Genomic DNA, 21,932 nt, shown 5'->3' with positions numbered 1-21,932 from the left:
TCATAGAGAGTAATAAAACATGGATTATCCAAAAAGTGTTCCCAGCGTCGGGCTGGTGAACGGTCGGTTTGTGGATGAAAATCCGCTGGCGGGCACTCCCGGGTCGTTGATTCCAGCAGTATGGGGAAACAGTGTCACTCAGGAAATCCTGGGCGTGATCTCCGCGGCCGGCATGACGCCGTCCGAAGCGGATAACGGTCAGTTGATCAAGGCACTGCAAACCATTCTCGGGCGTAGTAGTCCGATGCGTTCAGTTGTCACGCGGCTTACCACATCAAAGGTGTTGGCCGCCGACGAGTTGGGGCTGGTGCTGATTGATTCAAGTGCTGGTGCGAGCACAGTAACCCTACCTGCGGCCAATGCGGTGCTCGGTGTTCGCGATGTGATTGTGCGTCGCGTGGATAACAGTGGTAACCGTCTGATGGTGCGCGCTTCCGGTACCGATCGGATCCGCTTTCATACCCACCTGGCGGCCAGCGGCTATCCATTTCTGGTATTGATGGGCAGTGGCGATTGGTGGCATTTGCGCAGTGATGAAACCGGAGCTTGGTGGCCGGTAGGCCGGTTTGATGCAACGGCGCTGGGGCGCGTTTCTTTCGAGAGCACTCGCCAAGTCATTCCGGGTGGGTATGCAGTGCTTAACGGAAACCTATTGGTGCGTAGCGATTGGCCGTGGCTGTGGGATCACGCGCAATTGTCCGGTGCGTTGGTGAGCGAAGCCAGTAGGTCGGGAAATGAAGGCGCGTGGACGAGCGGTGATGGGGCTACAACGTTTCGGATTCCCGATATTCGCGGCGAGTTCTTGCGCGTATTGGATGAGGCACGAGGGGTAGATATTGACCGTTCGGCGGGCAGCAGACAGATGTATACCCTTGAAAGCCACAACCATTATTTGCCCACCAGCTCGGGAAGTGCTAATCGCCCTGGTCCTGCTATTGCTGATGCGTCTTGGGACGTCACCCGCGATGTCAATGCTGCGCCTGCAACAGGGATAGTCGGTACGACTTATCCAAATCCACTGTTTTTTTCCAGTCCGGCCATGGTCGGCAATATAGGGAGCTTCGGCACTGAAACCCGCCCCAGGAACATCGCCTATCCCGCCCGAATCAAGCTGATCTGAGGTGACTATGTTTATTTATCTGTTTGACGACGCCGGTGTTCTATCGGGGCCGGTAGACCTTTTCGTGACCCCAGGGATGGGGATTCAGATCCCTGGTAACGGCATCCAACTTTCCTTCGAACTACCTCCCGCCCAAGACCATCATTCTTGGGTCATGGTCAATGGCGTTCCTCGAGAAATGGTGGACTGGCGTGGTTCGGTGTATCGCAAGGACAACGGCGCTCTTCTGGAGTGGACCGAGTTCGGTGAGTTGCCAGATACCTACACAGCCGAGCCGTGGCCGGGCAATTACCATGTATGGCACGAGAACCGCTGGGTATTCGACGAGGCTCTACAGCAGGTCGATCTCAAGCGCGAAGTCTTGGCAAGACGCGATAAATTGCTGCGTGAAGCGGTTCAAAGAATTGCTCCCTTCCAGTACGCCGAAGACATCGGGGATGCGAGCGATCAGGAGCAACTGACGCTGATGGAGTGGAAACTCTACAGCGTTGAGTTGAATCGCATCCAGCATCAGGTCGGTTTTCCTAGCGATATCAACTGGCCGGCCTTGCCCGAGCCCGCCCTGTAATACCGTCACCGCAAAATGGCAAACACTCACTCCGGTTGGCCGGGCATTTCAATAACGTGTTTTCGATGATCTGATCATGGACGTTACACCGCAGCAACTCATCAACATCATGCCCAACGCCCGCTCTCAAGCGGGCGTTTTTATTTCCGCGCTGAACACCGCCATGTCGCACCATCGCATCGACACACCCAAACGCATGGCCGCGTTTCTGGCCCAGATTGGCCATGAATCAGGGCAATTGCGCTACGTGCGCGAACTTGGCAGTGAGCAATATCTCAGCAAGTACGACACGGGATCGTTGGCCGTTCGCCTGGGCAATACGCCCCAGGCCGACGGTGACGGTCAGCAATATCGTGGTCGCGGCCTGATTCAGATTACCGGGCGTGACAATTATCGACGTTGCAGCTTGGGTTTGTTCGGCGATGAACGACTGTTGGCGTTGCCGCAACTGCTGGAGCAACCGCAATGGGCGGCTGAGTCTGCCGCCTGGTTCTGGAATCAGAACGGTTTGAACGAACTGGCCGACCGCGATCAGTTCAACACCATCACCCGCCGTATCAACGGCGGTTTGAATGGCTTGCAGGATCGTCTGCAACTCTGGGCGCGGGCGAGGGCGGTGTTATGTCAGCCTTCGGTTTGATGCCTTTTTTTTCTCGCTCCTTTGGTGTTGCTGTGTTGCTGGCGTTGGTGGCCGGCGGCCCGGCGGTGTTGGCCTGGCAAGTCCAGGCGTGGCGTTATGACCGGCAACTGGCGCAAGCGGCTCAGGTCCAGGCGCAGACGCTGAATCAAATCACCCAGGCAGCAGCGATTCAACAGAAGGCCGAGCAAGACAAGCGCCTGGCCCTGGAACAACAACTCTCCGCCAGCGAACAATCCCATTACCGAGCCTTGAGCGATGCCCAACGTGACCAGGATCGCTTGCGCGATCGTCTTGCTACTGCCGATGTCCGGCTGTCAGTCCTCCTCGACGCCGACGATGTTGCCGCCGGTTGTGCAGTGCCTGCCACCGCCGGCGCCGGCGGCGTGGATCATGGCCCCCCACGCGCCCGACTTGACCCGGCGCATGCTCAACGAATTATCGCCATCACCGACGCAGGGGATCGTGGATTGATCGCTCTGCAAGCCTGTCAGGCGTACGTCAGGGCATTGGGGCGCTGATCCGGCGAGCCTTGCAAGCCTGGAATGCTCGTGTACGGTAGGGCCCTTGCATCGAATCAGGAGAGCATCATGGACGACATTACCGAATTGGCCGCTGAACTGGGCCGACGCCTGCAGCGGGTCAATGCCCATGTGAGCACGGCCGAATCCTGTACCGGAGGCGGGATTGCCGAGGCGATTACCCGCATTCCCGGGAGTTCGGCGTGGTTCGAGGCGGGTTATGTCACCTATTCCAACCGCCAGAAGACTCAGCAGCTGGGTGTGCCGGCCGAGCTGTTCGCAACGGTGGGGGCGGTCAGTCGCGAGGTGGTCGAGGCAATGGTGCGGGGCGCGCAGCAAAAAAGTCTGGCGCGTTTTGCCGTGGCGGTCAGCGGCGTGGCCGGCCCCGATGGTGGTACGCCGAACAAACCAGTGGGCACTGTATGGCTGGCCTGGGGCGTTGGCGAGACGGTCATCAGTGAGCAGCGATTCTTCCCGGGTAACCGCGACGAGGTCCGCCGACAAACGGTGAAGGCCGCGCTAGAGGGGCTGTTGCAACATGCCGCTGTAGAAATCTCAAATCAGGGGTAGGCGATCCTCAATCGCTGTGGAATAATACTGGCTACTTATACAGGTGTTGGCCGTCAGGCCTTATTGATTACGTGAGGACTTTAATGGACGACAACAAGAAGAAAGCCTTGGCTGCGGCCTTGGGTCAGATCGAACGTCAATTCGGCAAGGGTGCCGTAATGCGTATGGGCGATCAGGACCGTCAGGCTATTCCTTCCATCTCCACCGGCTCCCTGGGCCTGGACATTGCGCTTGGCATCGGCGGCCTGCCAAAAGGCCGTATCGTTGAAATCTATGGTCCTGAATCTTCCGGTAAAACCACGCTGACCCTGTCCGTGATCGCCCAGGCTCAAAAAGCCGGTGCGACCTGCGCCTTCGTCGATGCCGAACACGCCCTGGACCCGGAATATGCCGGCAAGTTGGGCGTTAACGTCGATGACCTGCTGGTTTCCCAGCCGGACACCGGTGAGCAGGCCCTGGAAATCACCGACATGCTGGTGCGTTCCAATGCCGTTGACGTGATCATCGTCGACTCCGTGGCTGCACTGGTACCAAAAGCGGAAATCGAAGGTGAAATGGGCGACATGCACGTGGGCCTCCAGGCTCGTCTGATGTCCCAGGCCCTGCGCAAGATCACCGGTAACATCAAGAACGCCAACTGCCTGGTGATCTTCATCAACCAGATCCGCATGAAGATCGGCGTGATGTTCGGCAGCCCGGAAACCACCACCGGTGGTAACGCGCTGAAGTTCTACGCTTCGGTTCGTCTGGATATCCGCCGCACTGGCGCCGTGAAAGAAGGCGATGAGGTTGTCGGCAGTGAAACCCGCGTCAAGGTTGTGAAGAACAAGGTCGCTTCGCCGTTCCGTCAGGCGGAGTTCCAGATTCTTTACGGCAAGGGTATCTACCTTAATGGCGAGATGATCGACCTGGGTGTGTTGCACGGTTTCGTCGAAAAATCCGGCGCCTGGTATGCCTACAACGGCACCAAGATCGGTCAGGGCAAGGCCAACTCGGCCAAGTTCCTGGCGGATAACCCGGAAATTGCAGCAACCCTCGAGAAGCAACTGCGTGACAAGCTTCTGAGCCCAGTTGCGGACGTCAAGTCGGTGGCTAACCGCGAGACTGCAGACGACCTGGCTGACGCTGACATCTGATCGATTCGATGACCGTCGTACTCGATAACCTCGTCGCGGTGCGGCGAACCGCGATGGACCTGCTCGCCAGGCGCGAGCACGGTCGAGTCGAGCTGACGCGTAAGCTGCGTCAGCGCGGCGCTCCAGATGAGTTGATCGACACGGCCCTCGACCGTTTGACGGAAGAGGGCTTGTTGTCGGAGTCTCGTTACCTTGAGAGCTTTGTCTCTTATCGCGCTCGCTCTGGATACGGCCCCTTGCGAATTCGTGAGGAACTCGGTCAGCGTGGCTTGCAGCGCCCGGATATCGAACTGGCCTTGCGCGAAAGCGGTATCGATTGGCAGGCGCAACTGATGGACACTTGGCGCCGCAAGTTCTCAGGGCATCTGCCCATCGATGCTAGGGAGCGAGCCAAGCAAGGACGTTTCCTGGCATATCGAGGATATTCCATGGAAATGATCAACCGTTTATTCAGCGGTCGCGGCATGGACGACTAAACAACAATGGCCCGCTATTTTGATAGCGGGCCGTTTTTTTATGGACTCAGGTCACCTTGATCGGCTCCCAGGTGAGGGGTTGGGCCTTGGTGGCGGGCTGGGCCCAGTTTTCCGACAGGTTGATGTAATCCACCAGTTCCCTCAAACGACCGTGATCGCGGGCATTGAAGGTAAAGGCCAGTCGGGTCAGATGGCTGAAACGGGCCTCGTCGTGTTCCTCGCCGGCGTAGGCGTGTTGATGAAAACAATCGTTGAGGCACAGGTCGGCAAACTCCGCCTGCAAATGCCCAAGGGCCTGCTCGTTCAGCTTGTGATTCATACGGATCACGAATTGATGTTTGAGCCAGCGGCTGGAGTGGAAGTTGTTGTAAAACTGATTGATCTCCTCTACTGCCTCTTGAGCGCTGTACACCAGGCGCATCAACTTCATATCGGTGGGCAGGATGTAGCGGTTTTCTTCCAGTTGCTCACGGATGAAGTGCAGGGCGCCTTGCCAGAACTTGCCTCCCGGTACATCCAGCAGCACCACCGGCACCAGCGGGCTTTTACCGGTTTGCACCAACGTCAGCACTTCCAACGCTTCATCGAGGGTGCCGAAACCGCCCGGGCAGAGCACCAGTGCGTCGGCCTCTTTGACGAAGAACAGCTTCCGGGTGAAGAAAAAGTGGAACGGCAGCAGATTCTGCGTGCCGTCAACGGTCGGATTCGCATGCTGTTCGAAAGGCAAGGTGATGTTGAAACCCAGGCTGTGGTCCCGGCCAGCGCCTTCATGGGCGGCCGCCATGATGCCACCGCCGGCGCCAGTGATGACCATCATGTCCGAGCGTGCCAACTCCGCCCCCAGTTCCCGGGCCAGGCCGTACAGCGGATGTTCGATGGGCGTTCGGGCCGAACCGAAGACCGTGACCTTGCGTCGGCCCTTGAATTGTTCGAGCGTGCGAAAAGCGTGCTCCAGTTCTCGCAAGGCCTGCAGCGTGATCTTGGCATTCCAGCGGTTGTGATCTTCCTGGGCCATGCGCAGGACGGTCAGGATCATGTCTCGGTAGATGGGGAGGTTCGGGCTGTTGGGGGAGACCAGGTTGAGTTGCTCTTCGACCTTGCGGGTGAGGTCGTGTCCATGGTTCTCAAAATGACGACTCAGCAAGTCATTCGGTTTGTAAGGCATTCAGCTTCTCCTTCTTGGCAAAACCCCAGCCCGAACGAGAGATTCGTCAGGGCCACGACACTCCGTGTGTCGTTGTCAGCCCAGGACCGTGCCTGGACGTTCGACCTGGTTCGACGCGGCGTGCGACAGGCGACCAAGCCATCCTGCGGGTTCTGCGTTTCCCTTGTATGAAAGAACTGTCACGCGCAAAGGTGTCGGTAGGGCAGCCTCGTTCTGCCTTAAGCAAAGAGATACTTTTGAATCTAGTCCCTCGCGCTGATCTTCGCTGTCTTGATCATGGCGCTCAAAAAATATCGTTGGCAACCGCTCAAATGTCATGCCGCTCGTCAGATTGCCAACTAGGTGCGTGCCGCTCTGATTAACTGATTAGCAAGCATTCAATGCTATGGCGCGTCCAGGACTGGACGCTGCGCGATGGATTGAAGTGGATCGGGCATGGAGGCGGGACTGATGACCAGAGTAACTTTGGAGCTCGACAAGCAGTTATACCTGACGCTGTTGAAAGCGGCTCATGCTAATCGGGTAAGCCTCGAGGAGGAGTGCTGTCGCCGGTTGGAAGGCCGAGCATGGCGCTCGCGCTACCTGCAGGCGCTGGTGGCGGAACTGCGCGCCGACGATGAGCAGCGGCGCGCCAGTTCGGGTTGATTATTTTTTGGTCTTGGCCGGTTTCGGGCAGTCGGATTCCTGGAAGCGCTCAGTCGCAATGGGGCGATTGGTCTTAACTTCGGTGAACTCGTAGCGCATGGTCGCGCCTTGGGCCATCAATTTGCGCAAGCCTGGGTTGGTACACACGGTGGCACCCAGCTGGAAATAGACGGCCTTGGGGTCGGCCCGCATTTTCTGGGCGTGGCTGCTTTGCACGCTCAGATGATTGATCAGCTCAGTGCCTTCTACGGTATAGCCCTGGTCGAGAATGTCCTCGTTGATTGCCCGGGGCGTGCCGGCGCTGCTTTGCGCGGCTACATTGCGCAGCATCTTGTTCAGTTCGAGTTCTTTCAGCGAAGCGGCCTGTGCGGTGACGGACGTCGCCAGTAGCACGGCAACGGTGGGGACGATAAGGCGCAGCATGAAACTCTCCTGGTTCAGTGACTGGTGGTTCGACCGGTCACATGGCTGTGCGTTCAGTGGTGGCGAATTATAGGGTAGGCCGGGTGGACGGTACAGGTTTGCGCGCTCTGGTAGACTGCCGGCCTTTATCCTGCCGAGTCTTGTTCGTGTCGATTTTCCCTGCCTGTCGGCGTCGCCTGCGATGAACCATGCCCCTAACGCCGTAGCCCGTCTGCGCGACCTGCGCATCGATGAAGGTATCAAGCCGATTCAGGCCCGTGGCTGGCGCGCGCCCCGTTGCAGCGCCTGCCGGGTGATCGAGAGCCATTGCCTGTGCGCCTGGCGTCCGAGCGTCGAGGCTCGTTCGGGTGTCTGCCTGATCATGACCAACAAGGAAGTGTTCAAGCCGAGCAACACGGGTTGGCTGATTGCTGACGTAGTGCGCGACAATCACGCGTTCATCTGGTCACGCACCGACGTCGACGAACAACTGCTGGCGCTGCTCAACGACCCGCAATGGCAGCCATATCTGGTGTTTCCCGGTGAGTATGTCGAACCATCGCGGGTCACACATACCGTCAACCTCGATCAGGGCAAGCGTCCGTTGTTCATTCTGCTGGATGCGACCTGGACCGAGGCGCGCAAGATTTTCCGTAAAAGCCCGTATTTCGACCGTTTGCCGATTCTGAGCCTGCTGCCCGACAGGCTGTCGCGCTACCGCTTGCGCCGCTCGACTCGCAGCGAGCATCTGTGCACCGCCGAAGTGGCGGCGTTATGTCTGGAACTGGCTGGGGACAGTGACGCTGCCTCGGCCCTGGATGCCTATTTCGATGTGTTCAGCCAGCATTACCTGGGTGCCAAACGACAGCAGGAGATGGATGTGTCCACTGCGGCCCACGCTGAGTTGCAGCCCTTTATTCGTACGGCGCAGCCAGTGTTGGCTTAATAGTGGCCCATACTGAACACGGTAGCGGCCGTGCTGCTTGACCACCCCGGTTTCGCTGGGCATGCTTGGCGCCGATTAGGGTACGGCCAAGGTTTGAAACGCCGTGTTTTTACGTGTTGGCGTTGAACGTACCCCTTTGATGCCGCGGCATGTCGGTATCTTGAGTTGCTTGGGCAAGGCGTGAGTGCATCAGGCCTGCCATTAAAAACAGGATCATTTGAAAAATGGCCACATACGAAATCCTGATAGCCGATGACCATCCGCTCTTTCGCAGCGCGTTACATCAGGCGGTGACCATGGGGCTGGGCCCCGATGTCCGACTCACGGAAGTGGCCAGTATTGCGGAACTGGAGGCCCGGCTGACTGAAAAGGCCGATTGGGATCTTGTGCTGCTGGATCTGAACATGCCGGGCGCTTATGGTTTTTCCGGGCTGGTCTTGCTGCGCGGCCAATACCCGCAAATTCCTGTGGTGATGGTATCGGCCCAGGAAGAAGCTTCGGTGATGGTCAAGGCCCGGGAGTTCGGCGCCAGTGGCTTCATTCCTAAATCCAGTTCCCTTGAGATGATCCAGGTAGCCGTCAAGGCGGTCCTGGATGGCGATGTGTCCTGGCCTCCCCAGGCATTCGAAGCAGTGAGCGTATCCGACGAAGCCAAGGCCGCCAGCGAAGGGCTGGCCAGCCTCACTCCGCAGCAGTTCCGCGTGTTGACCATGGTGTGCGAAGGTCTGCTGAACAAGCAGATTGCCTATGAGTTGAACGTGTCCGAAGCCACCATCAAGGCCCATGTCACTGCAATCTTTCGTAAACTGAATGTGCGCACCCGGACCCAGGCGGCCTTGCTGCTGCAGCAACTTGAGTCCATTTCACCGCAATCGTAGCGTTTTGTTCACGCTTTTTTGACCGGGTTTGAATTAGTTTCTCCACCCCTTTTGATCAGTTGCCCACTTATGTCGCCTTTTAAAGGCCAAACCGGCCTGAAACGCATCCTCAACGCCTCCGGCTATTCTCTGGACGGCCTGCGCGCGGCCTTCGTTGGTGAAGCCGCGTTTCGTCAGTTGGTCTTGCTCAACGTCATCCTGATTCCGTTGTCGTTCTTCCTGAATGTCAGCCGTGTCGAGCAGGCGCTGCTGATTGCGGTCTGCCTGCTGGCATTGATCGTGGAGTTGCTCAACTCGGCGGTGGAGGCGGCCATCGACCGCATTTCCCTGGAGCTGCACCCGTTGTCGAAAAATGCCAAGGACATGGGCAGTGCCGCTCAGTTCGTTGCTTTGAGCATGATTGCCTTGGTGTGGGGCCTGATTTTGCTCTAGTGCCCCGGCGCTCAGGCAATGGGGGGCAGGACGATTTCGTCGCTGCGCTGCACGCCAGCGGTGAATGCCCGGCACAGTTCGAGGAATTCGCGCATGGCCGACGTCTGGTATTTTTGTTTGTGCCAGATGAAATAAAACTGCCGGGCCAGGTCCATGTCCGGGGTTTCCACGGCTACGAGACTGCCGCGCCGGAAGGCGTCACGCAGGGCCAGGCGTGAAATGCAGCCAATCCCCAGGCCCGATTCCACGGCTCGCTTGATGGCTTCGGTGTGTTCCAGTTCCAGACGCACGTTCAGCGCACTGCGATGGTGACGCATGGCCTGGTCGAAGGTCAGGCGGGTGCCGGAACCTTGCTCCCGCAGAATCCACGCCTCATGGGTCAGTTCCTCCATGCTCGCCTGGCCGCGTTTGGCCAGCGGATGCTGAGGGGCGCAAAACACCACCAGTTCATCCTCGACCCAGCTCTGGACCTCGATGTCCGGATGGCTGCAGTCGCCTTCGATTAGACCCAGATCAATTTCATAGTGAGCAACCTGGTGCACGATATTGGCAGTGTTTTGCACATGCAGCTTCACCTGGCTTTCCGGATGACGCTGCATGAAACTGCCGATCAGCAAGGTCGCCAGGTAATTGCCGATGGTCAGGGTGGCGCCCACCGCCAGTGAGCCGAAACCGGACTTGCCGTTGAGCAGGTCTTCGATCTCCTTGGATTGGTCCAGCAGCGCCACCGCCTGGGGCAGCAGTTGTTTGCCCAAGGCATTGAGACTCAGGCGTTTGCCGGCGCGGTCGAACAATTGGCAGCTGGACTGGCGCTCCAGTTCGGTGATGGAGGTGCTGGCCGCCGACTGCGAAAGATTGAGCAGGCCCGCGGCACGGGACACGCTCTCTTGCTGGGCGACGGCGACGAAGACTTGAAGTTGACGTAGAGTAAATCGCATATCGATATAACCGATAACCCTTATCTTAATAATTCATTTAACAGATATTGTCGCCGCCATTAGAATGCGATGCAATTGCGCAAATTAACGACGCAGGCATCATTCCCAGGAGTCCCCGTACATGAGCAACATGAACCACGAGCGTGTCCTCAGTGTTCATCACTGGAACGACACTCTGTTCAGCTTCAAGTGCACCCGTGATCCGGGCCTGCGCTTCGAGAACGGTCAGTTCGTGATGATCGGCCTGCAGCAGCCCAACGGCCGCCCGCTTATGCGCGCTTACTCGATCGCCAGTCCGAACTGGGAAGAGCATCTCGAATTTTTCAGCATCAAGGTGCCTGACGGCCCGTTGACTTCCCAGTTGCAGCATCTGAAGGAAGGCGACGAGATCATCATCAGCAAGAAGCCCACCGGCACCCTGGTGCTGGACGATCTCAAGCCTGGCAAGCATTTGTACCTGCTGAGCACCGGCACTGGGCTGGCGCCATTCATGAGCGTGATCCAGGATCCGGAAACCTACGAGCGTTTCGAAAAAGTGATCCTGTGCCACGGCGTACGGTACGTCAATGAAGTTGCCTACCGCGAGTTCATTACCGAACACCTGCCGCAGAACGAATTCTTCGGCGAAGCGCTGCGTGACAAACTGATCTACTACCCGACCGTTACTCGCGAACCATTCGAGAACGAAGGCCGCCTGACCGACCTGATGCGCAGCGGCAAGCTGTTCCGCGACATCGGCCTGCCGCCGATCAACCCGCAGGACGACCGCGCCATGCTGTGCGGTAGCCCGAGCATGCTCGACGAGACCAGCGAAGTGCTCAACAGTTTCGGCCTGACTGTTTCGCCACGCATGCGTGAGCCGGGTGATTACCTGATCGAGCGGGCGTTTGTAGAGAAGTAAACCTCGGTTTATGCGGTGTTGATCGATCGCCATCGCGAGCAGGCTCGCTCCCACAATGGAATATGTGGGAACACAAATCTTGTGGCCACTGAAGTTCAAAGGTGGGAGCGAGCCTGCTCGCGATAGCCGCAACCCGGTCTGCAGTTACCCATGAAAAAGCCCGCGCTACCTGAAGAAGGCAGCGCGGGCTTTTTCGTTTCTGGCGGTTACGATTTCGCCGGAATCACTTCCAGCACCTTGATCACCCCGGGCTGCGGATAATGCCAACGCACATCCAGATCCCAGAACTGCGCACCATATTCCCGTTCGGGCGTGGGAATCTGGTACGCCGGACGTGGGTCTTGGGCCAGGCACTGTTCGATCAGCTCCACCAGGGGTTCTTCCAGGCGCTTGGCGTGGTCGCGGGCCTGATGCAGGGCAGAGCTGGCCCATCGCACCGCAATCAGCTCAGGCGCTGCGCTGGCGATGTTGTTGTGCGCCGAGCCGATGATGTCTGCGTAGGGCACGTAGGGTTTGATATCCAGCACTGGGGTGCCGTCCAGCAAGTCGATGCCCGAGATCCACAGGCGCCCGGCTTCGACCCGCTCCAGTTTCACCACCGACTGGCCGATGCCGTTGGGGCGATGGGTGGCGCGAGTGGCGAACACCCCCATGGACTTATTGCCGCCCAGACGCGGCGGGCGCACTTTCAGCCGTGGCTTGTCTTCCAGGGCCTGGTGGAACAGGAACAGCAGCCAGACATGGCTGACCTGCTCCAGGCCCTGCACCGCATCGCCCTGATCGAATGGCGCCACCAACTCCAGCACACCGCGCGCGGCCGGGGCCAGTTGCGGTTGACGGGGAATGGCGAACTTCTCCTTGAAGCAGGAGCGGACGTAGCCGATGGGGGAGACGTTGTAGGTCATGGTTCGGCGGGAAATCAGCCGCGAACGCGCAGCGTCAGGCCCTTGAGGAAGTTGCGCAGTAACTGGTCACCGCACGGGCGGTAGTTGGTGTGGCCGAACTTGCGGAACAATGCGCTCAGTTCCGGCTTGGACACCGGGAACTCCGCGGCCTTGAGGATGGCGTGCATGTCGTCTTCCTTCAGTTCGAAGGCCACCCGCAGCTTCTTGAGGATGATGTTGTTGGTGACCGGCACTTCGATTGGCTGCGGTGGACGGCTTTCGTCCTTGCCGCGCTTGAAGATCACCAGGCCGTCGAGAAAATGCGCCATGACTTCGTCAGGGCAGAACACGAAGCCTTCTTCCTCGTCTTTCTTGAGGTAACCCACCAGATCCGCCATGGGCACTTCCAGGCCACCCAGCTTGATGATCTCGATGACTTTCTTGTCGCTGATGTCGAGCATGTAGCGCACGCTGCGAAGTACGTCGTTGTGAACCATGTGTGCAATCCTGATCAATCGGCAGTGGGCACCGCAGCTCGGTGCGGCGCCGGAAAAAGAAACTAGAACTTCTCTTTGGTGGACAGGTAACGCCACTGGCCCAAGGGCACCTTACCGATGGACACGCCGCCAATGCGGATGCGCCGAATGGCCACCACCTTGAGGCCGACCGCCTGGCAAAACAGCGCGATCACCCCCGGTTGCGGGTTCTTCATGGCAAAGCGCAAGCGGTTCTCGTTCTGCCAGCTGGCCTTGACCGCCGGCAACTCCTTGCCTTTGTAGGTCAGGCCATGGTTCAGGCGATTGAGGCCATGGGCGACCATTTCGCCTTCGACTTCCACCACGTATTCCTGCTCGATCTTGGCGGCGTCGGCGGTGAGCTTGCGCAGAATCTTCCAGTCCTGGGTGAACACCAGCAACCCACTGGCGTTGGCCTGCAGGTCGGCACTGGCGGTCAGACGCAGAAAATGGCCCTTGAGGGGGCGCTTGCCGAAGCGGTGTTCTTCGCTCAGGGTCTGTGGTCCAAGGGACGCCATCGCCGTGTCTGCATCCATGCCCGCCGGGGCGTTCAACAGGAGGGTGACCGGCTCTGGCGCGGTGGCCTTGGCCTCGGGGTCGAGTTCGACTTTCTGGGTGGTGACCTTGAACTGCGGTTCGTCGATCACTTCGCCGTCCACGGTGACCCAGCCGCCCTCGATGAACAGCTCAGCCTCCCGACGGGAACAGCCGACGAGTTCGATGAGGCGTTTGGAGAGACGAATCGGGTCAGTCATGACAGGGCCGTAACAAAAAGAGGGTGGGCATTGTACCTGCCTGGCGCCGGTTAATCGCGGGTCCATTTGCCTTTTAGCCGCGTTGGACCTTCAGGTCGGGCTGTTTGTAGCGCATGTGCAGCAACGGGTACGGCTGGTTCATGCCGTCCTTTGCCGAACGGCCGACCACTTCGAAGCCTTGCTTGAGGTAAAAACCCAAGGCTTGCGGGTTCTGTTCGTTGACATCCAGCTGATCGGCGTTCATGTGCTCCATGGCATAACGCAACAGCTGTTTGCCCAGGCCCTGGCCACGGTGTTGCGGGTCGATGAAAAGCATCTCGATCTTGCCGGCTGCGACGCCGGCGAAACCGGTAATGCGCTGGCGAGTGTCCCGGGTGCAGATGAGCATGACCGCGTCCAGATAACGGGTGAGCACCAGGTTCTTCAACAGTTCGATGTAGCTGTCCGGCAGAAAATCGTGGGTGGCGCGTACCGAGGCCTCCCAGACCCGGGTCAGTTCCTGATAGTCGCTGGATTTCGGTGTGTGGATGACCGAATGCTGACGCATGCCCGCCTGCTCCTTGTGCTGGATATCTCCATACGATAGCTGCAAAAAAGCCTCGCATCTTGTGAGGATGGCGAGGCTCTTCAATTTTTCGGCCTGTAAAAGAACCTGTGGGAGCTCGGCTCCCACAGGTATCACATTGAGTCTGTGAAGCAGCAGCTCAACCGATCTGTTCAGCCCACAGATCGTATTCGTCAGCGTCGGTCACCTTGCACCAGACCTTGTCGCCCGGCTTGAGATTGCTGCCGTTGTCGATGAATACGTTGCCATCGATTTCCGGGGCGTCGAAGAAGCAGCGGCCCACGGCGCCTTGTTCATCCACTTCATCCACCAGTACTTCGATTTCACGGCCGATGCGCATTTGCAGGCGCGCCGAGCTGATGGCCTGCTGGTGCGCCATGAAACGCTCCCAACGATCCTGCTTGACCTCGTCCGGCACCACATCCAGGTCCAGGTCGTTGGCCGGTGCGCCTTCGACGGGCGAATACTGGAAGCAACCGACGCGGTCGAGCTGGGCTTCGGTCAGCCAATCCAGCAGGTACTGGAAGTCTTCCTCGGTTTCGCCAGGGAAGCCGACGATGAAGGTCGAGCGAATGATCAGGTCCGGGCAGATCTGGCGCCAGTTCTTGATGCGGGCCAGGGTCTTGTCTTCGAAAGCCGGGCGCTTCATGGCCTTGAGGACTTTCGGGCTGGCGTGCTGGAACGGGATGTCCAGGTACGGCAGGATCTTGCCGGCGGCCATCAGCGGGATCAGTTCGTCGACATGCGGATACGGGTAGACGTAATGCAGGCGGACCCACACGCCGAGGGTGCTGAGGGCTTCGCACAGTTCGGTCATGCGGGTTTTCACCGGCGCGCCGTTCCAGAAACCAGTGCGGTATTTCACGTCGACGCCATAAGCGCTGGTGTCCTGGGAGATCACCAGCAGCTCCTTGACGCCGGCCTTGACCAGGCGCTGGGCCTCGTCGAGCACATCACCCACCGGGCGGCTCACCAGTTTGCCGCGCATCGAGGGGATGATGCAGAAGCTGCAACTGTGGTTGCAGCCTTCGGAAATCTTCAGGTAAGCGTAGTGGCGCGGTGTCAGCTTGATGCCTTGCGGCGGCACCAGGTCGATCAGCGGGTTGTGGTCCTGGCGGGGCGGCACTACGTCGTGCACGGCATTGACGACCTGCTCGTACTGCTGCGGACCGGTCACGGCCAGCACGCTGGGGTGCACGTCGCGGATATTGCCTTCTTCCACACCCATGCAGCCGGTCACGATGACCTTGCCGTTTTCCTTGATGGCTTCGCCGATCACTTCCAGGGACTCGGCCTTGGCCGAATCGATGAAGCCGCAGGTGTTGACCACTACCACGTCGGCGTCCTGGTACGTGGATACGACGTCATAACCTTCCATGCGCAGCTGGGTCAGGATGCGCTCGGAGTCGACCAGAGCCTTCGGGCAACCCAGGGATACGAAGCCAACCTTGGGGTTGGCCGGCGCGGTAGTGGTGGACATGTCTAACCTCGGTGTAGGGGAGATCGTCTCTTGTGGAGACAGGACGCTTGACGCGCCTCTGATCAAAAAGTGCGCAATTCTAGCGGTGCTGGAAGCGCTTGACCAGCTTTATACGGGGAAAAACGACGAGTGCTGCGCTATGCTTCGCGCCGTCCAGCGCAACTGAATCTCTACAGTCAATCATTTGTCTGTAACAGGAAGTAAGGTGGCGTGGGCGCAAGGTCAATCAGGGTGCTTCTTTCCAGCGGCGCGGATCAGGTAGTGGGAGTGTTGGATGGAGCAGGCAGAGAGTCAGGTGTCGGGTGCCGGGCATGCAGCGGCCAGGCCCGTGGGAATGTTGGTGGCCGCCGCGGGGGTGGTCTATGGCGACATCGGCACCAGTCCCTTGTACACCATCAAGGAAGTGTTTTCCGGTCAATATGGTGTGCAGGTCAACCATGACGGAGTGTTCGGGATTCTGGCGCTGATCTTCTGGTCGCTGGTCTGGGTCGTCTCGATCAAATACGTGCTGTTTATCCTGCGCGCCGACAACCAGGGCGAAGGCGGCATCATGTCGTTGACCGCGCTGGCCCGGCGGGCGTCCACCCCTTATCCCCGGTTGCGTTCGGTGCTGGTGATTCTCGGGCTGATCGGCGCCTCGTTGTTTTACGGTGACAGCATGATCACCCCGGCCATTTCCGTATTGTCGGCCGTGGAGGGTCTGGAAGTGGCCTTTGATGGGCTGGATCACTGGGTTGTGCCGATGGCGCTGGTGATTCTGGTGGCGCTTTTCCTGATTCAGAAACACGGGACCGATCGGATCGGTAAATTGTTCGGGCCGGTCATGGTGCTGTGGTTCGTGGTCCTTGGCGGCCTGGGCATTCATGGCATTGTCCAGCATCCGCAGGTGCTCGAGGCGTTGAACCCGGCCTGGGGCGTGCGCTTTTTCATGGTGCATCCGGGGGTTGGCGTTGCGATCCTGGGGGCCGTGGTACTGGCCTTGACCGGCGCCGAAGCCTTGTATGCGGACATGGGGCATTTCGGCCGCAAACCGATTGCCCGGGCCTGGTTCGTCCTGGTGTTGCCAGGACTGGTGCTCAACTATTTCGGTCAGGGCGCCTTGCTGTTGGAGAACCCGGAGGCCGCTCGTAACCCGTTTTATCTGTTGGCCCCAGGCTGGGCGCTGGTGCCGCTGGTGGTGCTCTCGACCTTCGCCACGGTGATCGCATCCCAAGCGGTGATTTCCGGCGCGTTTTCCCTCACACGCCAAGCCATCCAGCTCGGCTATATCCCGCGCATGTACATCCAGCACACCTCCAGCGCCGAACAAGGGCAGATCTACATCGGCGCGGTGAACTGGGCGTTGATGGTTGGCGTGATCCTGCTGGTGCTTGGCTTCGAGTCGTCCGGCGCGTTGGCCTCTGCCTATGGCGTGGCAGTGACCGGCACCATGCTGATCACCAGCATCCTGGTGTCGGCGGTGGCGTTGCTGCTGTGGAAATGGCCACCTCTGCTGACGGTGCCGTTGCTGGTCGGTTTTCTATTGGTGGACGGCCTGTTCTTTGCCGCCAATGTCCCGAAAATCCTGCAGGGTGGCGCATTTCCGGTGTTGGCGGGGATCGTGTTGTTCATTCTGATGACCACGTGGAAGCGCGGGAAGGAACTGTTGGTAGATCGGTTGGATGAAGGCGCTCTGCCGTTGCCGGTATTTATCAGCAGCATCCGTGTCGAACCTCCCCATCGGGTCAAGGGCACGGCGGTTTTCCTCACTGCCCGCCCGGATGCCGTGCCTCACGCGCTGCTCCATAACCTGTTGCACAACCAGGTGCTGCACGAGCAAGTGGTGCTGCTGACGGTGGTGTACGAAGACATCCCCCGGGTGCCGCCGCAACGGCGCTTCGAGGTGGATTCCTACGGCGAAGGTTTCTTCCGGGTGATCCTGCACTTTGGTTTCACTGACGAACCGGACGTGCCACAGGCGCTCAGGCTGTGTCATCTGGATGAGCTGGACTTCAGCCCGATGCGCACTACCTATTTCCTCAGCCGCGAGACGGTCATCGCTTCCAAGCTTGAAAGCATGGCCCGTTGGCGCGAAGTGCTATTCGCCTTCATGCTGAAAAACGCCAACGGCAATTTGCGCTTTTTCAATTTGCCGCTGAACCGGGTGATTGAACTGGGGACCCAGGTGGAAATGTAGCCCAAACAAAAAAGCCCCCGTTGCCTTGTGGCAGCGGGGGCTTTTTGGTGGATCACACAATACCGATACCTACGCTAAACCCTTGTGGGAGCGAGCCTGCTCGCGATAGCGGTGGATCAGTTGATGGCGATGTTGACTGTGCTGTCGATATCGCGAGCAGGCTCGCTCCCACCTGGGTGGATCAAATAAACCCATCTGCTCACGGTTGGGTCGCCTTGTTCTGACGTTTGTTGATTTCGTCCACCAGGCGCTTGGCCAGCGCCGGATAGTTCTCGTCGAAATGATGGCCACCAGGCAGCTGGATGGCTTCGCCCACCGCGGTCTTGTCGGTGCAGCCACTTTCAGCCGCTTCTTCTACGCCGTAGATGCACACCACTTTGTCGGCGGGCAGCTTGGCCATTTCCGGGCCCGTGGCAGCTTCGGTGCCGGCATTGCCGAGCCAGCCTTCGACTTCGATCTCGAAGCTGCCGGTGCGCGCGAAGGCCAGCAGGATGATTGCGTCGACCCCTTGCTGCTCGCTGGCCGGAAGGCGATTGTAGATTGCCGGCAGTACGTCGGCGCCAAAGGAATAACCGGTCAGGATGAAGTGCTTGGTGCCCCAGACCTGACGGTAGTGCTGCATCAGTTCGGTGAGGTCCTGGGCGCTTTGTTCCGGGCTCTTGTGCTGCCAGTAGTAGCGCAGGGTGTCGATGCCGACGACCGGGTAACCGATCTTGGCCATTTCTTCGGCCACGTCCCGATCCAGATCCCGCCAGCCGCCGTCTCCGGAGAGAAACAGCGTCACGGTGTCCCGGGCCTGGCTGGCCGGCACTTCCACTACGGGAATGCTCAGGCCGCCCTGGTCGGTGCCTACCAGGATCTTGTGCAGTTCGTTGTTCAGCACCTGTGGCAGGTTGATGTCGTAGTTGCTGATGCTGGTTTCAGCGTTCGGTTGATCCCGTACGAAACCGGCGCTGGTGTCGTCGGGGTTGTCATTCCAGGCCACCAGCCAGTGGCCATGGGCCGCACTTTTAGGCAACAGGTGGGTGCAGCCGGGTTTTTCCAGGGCCAGGTCCACCGACACGGCCTGGGCCTTGTCGTTCTTCTGCTCAGCCAGCCAGCGCCAGGCCAGCACGGCTCCGGGGCCGATACCGCTGACCAGCGTTGCCGGCCCCTGGAGCTGCTTCAGGCCGGCCTGCAGGGCACGGCCTTGCAGCATGCAGTCCTTGGGCAGGATCACCTGGACGATTTGCGCCGAGCCGCTGCGGCTGAGGGTCAGCAATTGCGTGTCGCTGAGTTTCTGCTCTTCGTTGACCGCCACCAGCACCTGGGCGCGGGGCGGGGTGCCGGGAATGATCCGGGTCATGGGGGCACCGTCGACCGGCGTCAGCTGTTCAAGGGTCGGTTGCGGGGCAGGGCGGTTCCAGTACCAGTAACCGCCACCGAGAATCACCGCCACCACCAACAGGGTGGTCACTACGTATCGCCAGGAGCGTTGCATCATCAGCGTTTCACCAATCCAGTCAGGCCGCCTGCAATCAGGGCGGCGGTATCGGCCAGGGCTACCAGCGGATCGAGTCCGGCGGGCACGGCCATGTAACGAGGTTCCCAGTCAGGCTGGAATTTATCTTTGAAACGGCGCAGGCCCTGAAAGTTGTAGAGCTGTTCGCCACGGCGGAACACCATCGAACCCAGACGCTGGGTCAGCGGTGCGCCGCGTCGCGGTTGCAGGCCCGACAGGGGGACCATTCCGAGGCTGAAGCGGGCATAGTCATGGGCTTTGTAATGCTGAATCAGCCCGACCATCATGAATTCCATGGTCAGTTTGGGGGCGTCGGGGTGGGCGCGCATCAGGTCGAGGCTGGCCAATTCATGGCTGTGCGTCTCCAGCAGATTGGCGAACGCCACCGGGCGGCCTTCGAAACGAATCACGGCGATGCGAAAATGCTTGAGGTAGTCATCACTGAACCGGCCAAGTGAAAAGCCTTTTTCCCGCACGTTCTTGCCGGTCAGCCAGGCGTCGGAAATGACCTTCAGCTCATCCATCGGCGCCTGGCCCGGTTCGTGGATCTCCAGCGACAGGCCGTCCCGGGTACCGCGGTTCCAGGTGTAGCGCAAGTCCTTCATCTCTTTGCCCTTGGCTTCGAGATCGAAATGCTTGAGGTCGACCCGTGCTTCTTCACCCAGCTTGATCGCGGTCAGGCCGATGTCCATGTAATACGGCAGGTTCTCGGCGCGAACCTGATAGAACACCGGGCGCGCATGATGGATATCGCACAGGTCGCGGAACTGCCAGATCATTTCTGCGCGTTGCTGGGTAGGGCCGATCGGGTCGTACAATGCCACCAGACTGCGGCCACGGCGGGCATACATCAGAAATGCTTCGTCGTTGGGATGAAACAGCAATGCCTTGTCACCGGTCAGGGCCAGGCCGCCATCGGCTTGTGAAGAGGCCATGAGAATCTTTTTGGCTCGCTCCAGTTCTTCTGCCGCCGGCAGCTGGATCACCGGGCGGGCGGTACGCAGCAGCCAGGTAAGGGACACCACCACCAGCAGCACCGCCGCGCCCAGCAGTGAGCGCAGACCACGAGGGGCGTCGGCATCGAGGGTGAATTGCCACCACAGTTCATGGCTGTAGGGCACGTCCTGGTATGCAAACAGCAGCAGCCAGATTGACGCGCCGAGCACGCATAGGCTGGCAATCAGAAACAGCGGCGAAAATGGCAACTCGGTCAGGCGACTCGGACGATAAAACGAACGCCGGAACACCGCCAACAAACTGGCCGTCAGCGTCAGCAGCGTGGCCTCTTCCCAATCGAAGCCCTTGAGCAGTGAGAGCAGGGCGCCCACCAACAGTAAAACGGTGGTCAGCATCCAGGCGGCGGACAAGCGACGGCGCAGACCCTGAGCGAGCAATAGGCACAACACGCCCACAAGGCTGGCGCCCAGGTGCGAGGCGTCCACCAGCCGATGAGGGATCAGGAAACCAATGTGCTCCAGGCGAGTATCGATTTCCGGGGTCACGCCGGAAAACAGCAGCACCACGCCCGAGAGGAACACCAGCACCGCCAGGATCGGCGCCGCCAGGCCCGACGCTACCCGCAGGGACTGGCGGGCCTGGAACAGCCGTTGCGCCTCATTGATCAGCAACAACACACAGGCCACCAGCATCGGCAGCAGGACATAGATCAAGCGATATAAAAGCAGGGCGGCGGCCAAAGGCGCGGCCCCTAGTGTGTCGGCGAAGGCCGCCAGCAGGATCGCTTCGAACACCCCGACCCCGCCCGGTACATGACTGAGTACGCCGGCTGCCAACGCCAACAGGTACACCAGCAGGAAGGCGCCGAACGGTGGTGTTTCGGGCAACAACAAGTACAGCACCGTGGCGGCCGCCGCGACATCCAGCGTGGTGATGATCAGTTGCAGGAGCGTCAAGCGTCGGCCCGGCAGGCGCAGGGTGCGGCGCCCGGCCTTGATCAGCAGGCTGTCCCGATAGGGCTGTTCTGGCAGGCGCCGACGATAGATGCCGATAGCCAGCGCACAGGTGAGTAGCAGCACCGCGATGCAGATCGCTCCCAGCCAGGTGGCCGGCAAGTGCAGGGCGGCGGAAGCGGCGGGCAGATCACTGAGGGTTGCCAGGGCTGCCAGCGGCGGCAGTGCACAGCCCAGGGACAGGCTGGCGAACAGGGTCATGTGGGCGACATCTGTCGCGCCCAGGCCATGGCGGGCATACAGCCGGTAGCGAACCGAGCCCCCCGACAATAACGAGAGCCCGATGGCGTTGCCGATGGCAAAAGCGCTGAATCCGCCCAGGATCAGCGTTTTCGCGGGCAATTTCACACCGGCATAACGGCTGGCGGACCATTCATAGCCCAGCAAGATGACGAATCCGACGACCGTCGCGGCGACTGCACCGAGCAGGGCTGAGCGCGGCACCTGCATGATCGAGTCGTGCAGGGCGTACAGATCGAGCTCGCTCAGCAGGTGGCGACAGGCAATCAATGCAAGGGCGAACAACAACAGTGTGACGGCGAGGCCGATAGGCTGACGGTACTGACTGATACGCTCCAGCCAGCGCAAGCGCCCGGCCTTGATCGGTTGTACCGCAGTAACAGTGTCTTGTGGGGCAGACGAGTGAGCGCGCATCAATCACCTCTTGAGCTATGCGCGACAGGATGGGGGCAACCCGCTCAGTTACCAATCCCTGCTGAAAAAAATAATTACAAAATATTTGTCATGAAAA

At 59.6% G+C, this 21,932-nt stretch carries 23 protein-coding genes; 13 read left to right on the top strand and 10 right to left on the bottom strand.

Annotated features, from left to right (window positions below; genetic code table 11):
- Positions 1–19: 19 nt before the first annotated feature.
- The 7 genes from MKS85_RS09380 (at position 20) to recX (ending at position 5,028) form a co-directional block, all read left to right on the top strand.
- Positions 20–1,120: a phage tail protein gene (locus MKS85_RS09380; RefSeq protein ID WP_139051028.1), complete on the top strand. Its 1,101-nt coding sequence runs from the start codon at positions 20–22 to the stop codon at positions 1,118–1,120.
- Between the two features lie 7 nt (positions 1,121–1,127).
- The gene (locus MKS85_RS09375; protein WP_139051027.1) at positions 1,128–1,688 is read left to right on the top strand and encodes a tail fiber assembly protein; all 561 of its coding nucleotides are present in this window, start codon (positions 1,128–1,130) and stop codon (positions 1,686–1,688) included.
- A gap of 76 nt (positions 1,689–1,764) precedes the next feature.
- Positions 1,765–2,328 carry a glycoside hydrolase family 19 protein gene (locus MKS85_RS09370; RefSeq protein WP_139051026.1) on the top strand — a complete coding sequence of 188 codons (564 nt, stop codon included), beginning with the start codon at positions 1,765–1,767 and terminating at the stop codon, positions 2,326–2,328.
- Entirely contained in the window at positions 2,310–2,846 is a 537-nt protein-coding gene (locus MKS85_RS09365) for a lysis system i-spanin subunit Rz (RefSeq protein WP_139051025.1), read from the top strand. Before MKS85_RS09370 ends, MKS85_RS09365 begins: the two co-directional genes overlap by 19 nt.
- A gap of 69 nt (positions 2,847–2,915) precedes the next feature.
- Positions 2,916–3,416 carry a CinA family protein gene (locus MKS85_RS09360; protein ID WP_047230022.1) on the top strand — a complete coding sequence of 167 codons (501 nt, stop codon included), beginning with the start codon at positions 2,916–2,918 and terminating at the stop codon, positions 3,414–3,416.
- 83 nt (positions 3,417–3,499) lie between these two features.
- Positions 3,500–4,552 carry a recombinase RecA gene (recA, locus tag MKS85_RS09355; protein WP_047230023.1) on the top strand — a complete coding sequence of 351 codons (1,053 nt, stop codon included), beginning with the start codon at positions 3,500–3,502 and terminating at the stop codon, positions 4,550–4,552.
- 8 nt (positions 4,553–4,560) lie between these two features.
- On the top strand, positions 4,561–5,028 hold the full coding sequence (gene recX, locus MKS85_RS09350; RefSeq protein ID WP_107321595.1) for a recombination regulator RecX: 468 nt from the start codon (positions 4,561–4,563) through the stop codon (positions 5,026–5,028).
- A gap of 46 nt (positions 5,029–5,074) precedes the next feature.
- Here recX and MKS85_RS09345 read toward each other — a convergent pair whose 3' ends face one another.
- Positions 5,075–6,193, bottom strand: a complete 1,119-nt coding sequence (locus tag MKS85_RS09345) for a TIGR00730 family Rossman fold protein (RefSeq protein ID WP_188251229.1) — start codon at positions 6,191–6,193, stop codon at positions 5,075–5,077.
- 450 nt (positions 6,194–6,643) lie between these two features.
- Between MKS85_RS09345 and MKS85_RS09340 the strand changes: the two genes are divergently transcribed.
- On the top strand, positions 6,644–6,838 hold the full coding sequence (locus MKS85_RS09340; protein ID WP_160891688.1) for a hypothetical protein: 195 nt from the start codon (positions 6,644–6,646) through the stop codon (positions 6,836–6,838).
- Here MKS85_RS09340 and MKS85_RS09335 read toward each other — a convergent pair whose 3' ends face one another.
- A complete protein-coding gene (locus tag MKS85_RS09335; protein WP_047230027.1) occupies positions 6,839–7,261 on the bottom strand; it encodes a PA3611 family quorum-sensing-regulated virulence factor in 423 nt (140 codons plus the stop codon).
- 181 nt (positions 7,262–7,442) lie between these two features.
- Here MKS85_RS09335 and MKS85_RS09330 point away from each other — a divergent pair, with 181 nt between their 5' ends.
- From MKS85_RS09330 to MKS85_RS09320, 3 genes are all read left to right on the top strand, one after another.
- Positions 7,443–8,186: a tRNA-uridine aminocarboxypropyltransferase gene (locus MKS85_RS09330; RefSeq protein WP_047230028.1), complete on the top strand. Its 744-nt coding sequence runs from the start codon at positions 7,443–7,445 to the stop codon at positions 8,184–8,186.
- A 224-nt stretch (positions 8,187–8,410) separates the two neighbouring features.
- Entirely contained in the window at positions 8,411–9,064 is a 654-nt protein-coding gene (gene erdR, locus MKS85_RS09325) for a response regulator transcription factor ErdR (RefSeq protein WP_047230029.1), read from the top strand.
- Between the two features lie 69 nt (positions 9,065–9,133).
- Positions 9,134–9,496 carry a diacylglycerol kinase gene (locus MKS85_RS09320; protein WP_139051022.1) on the top strand — a complete coding sequence of 121 codons (363 nt, stop codon included), beginning with the start codon at positions 9,134–9,136 and terminating at the stop codon, positions 9,494–9,496.
- Positions 9,497–9,507: 11 nt separating this feature from the next.
- Here the strand turns inward: MKS85_RS09320 and MKS85_RS09315 are convergent, their stop codons facing one another.
- A complete protein-coding gene (locus tag MKS85_RS09315; protein WP_160891692.1) occupies positions 9,508–10,434 on the bottom strand; it encodes a LysR family transcriptional regulator in 927 nt (308 codons plus the stop codon).
- Positions 10,435–10,555: 121 nt separating this feature from the next.
- Here MKS85_RS09315 and fpr point away from each other — a divergent pair, with 121 nt between their 5' ends.
- Positions 10,556–11,335, top strand: coding sequence for a ferredoxin-NADP reductase (gene fpr, locus MKS85_RS09310; protein WP_003184787.1), 780 nt, complete (start codon positions 10,556–10,558; stop codon positions 11,333–11,335).
- A gap of 206 nt (positions 11,336–11,541) precedes the next feature.
- Here fpr and tsaA read toward each other — a convergent pair whose 3' ends face one another.
- The 5 genes from tsaA to rimO all read right to left on the bottom strand — a co-directional run bounded on the left by tsaA (position 11,542) and on the right by rimO (position 15,534).
- Positions 11,542–12,240 carry a tRNA (N6-threonylcarbamoyladenosine(37)-N6)-methyltransferase TrmO gene (gene tsaA, locus MKS85_RS09305; protein ID WP_047230032.1) on the bottom strand — a complete coding sequence of 233 codons (699 nt, stop codon included), beginning with the start codon at positions 12,238–12,240 and terminating at the stop codon, positions 11,542–11,544.
- 14 nt (positions 12,241–12,254) lie between these two features.
- Positions 12,255–12,716, bottom strand: coding sequence for a DUF1456 family protein (locus MKS85_RS09300; protein ID WP_047230033.1), 462 nt, complete (start codon positions 12,714–12,716; stop codon positions 12,255–12,257).
- A 62-nt stretch (positions 12,717–12,778) separates the two neighbouring features.
- A complete protein-coding gene (locus MKS85_RS09295) occupies positions 12,779–13,489 on the bottom strand; it encodes an rRNA pseudouridine synthase (RefSeq protein WP_047230034.1) in 711 nt (236 codons plus the stop codon).
- 73 nt (positions 13,490–13,562) lie between these two features.
- Entirely contained in the window at positions 13,563–14,036 is a 474-nt protein-coding gene (locus tag MKS85_RS09290; protein ID WP_047230035.1) for a GNAT family N-acetyltransferase, read from the bottom strand.
- Positions 14,037–14,193: 157 nt separating this feature from the next.
- Positions 14,194–15,534, bottom strand: a complete 1,341-nt coding sequence (gene rimO / locus MKS85_RS09285) for a 30S ribosomal protein S12 methylthiotransferase RimO (RefSeq protein ID WP_047230036.1) — start codon at positions 15,532–15,534, stop codon at positions 14,194–14,196.
- A gap of 334 nt (positions 15,535–15,868) precedes the next feature.
- Here rimO and MKS85_RS09280 point away from each other — a divergent pair, with 334 nt between their 5' ends.
- Positions 15,869–17,710, top strand: a complete 1,842-nt coding sequence (locus tag MKS85_RS09280; RefSeq protein ID WP_370695188.1) for a potassium transporter Kup — start codon at positions 15,869–15,871, stop codon at positions 17,708–17,710.
- Between the two features lie 199 nt (positions 17,711–17,909).
- Here the strand turns inward: MKS85_RS09280 and MKS85_RS09275 are convergent, their stop codons facing one another.
- Positions 17,910–19,193 carry a virulence factor family protein gene (locus tag MKS85_RS09275; protein WP_188251228.1) on the bottom strand — a complete coding sequence of 428 codons (1,284 nt, stop codon included), beginning with the start codon at positions 19,191–19,193 and terminating at the stop codon, positions 17,910–17,912.
- On the bottom strand, positions 19,193–21,835 hold the full coding sequence (mprF, locus tag MKS85_RS09270) for a bifunctional lysylphosphatidylglycerol flippase/synthetase MprF (protein WP_188251227.1): 2,643 nt from the start codon (positions 21,833–21,835) through the stop codon (positions 19,193–19,195). The genes MKS85_RS09275 and mprF overlap by 1 nt, the downstream gene beginning before the upstream one ends.
- Positions 21,836–21,932: the final 97 nt, after the last annotated feature.

It is taken from the genome of Pseudomonas sp. JL2 (assembly GCF_031570495.1).
GTDB lineage: Bacteria > Pseudomonadota > Gammaproteobacteria > Pseudomonadales > Pseudomonadaceae > Aquipseudomonas > Aquipseudomonas rhizophila.
The sequence above is the reverse complement of the archived record's forward strand: the minus strand, read 5'-3'. Positions and strand labels throughout refer to the sequence as shown.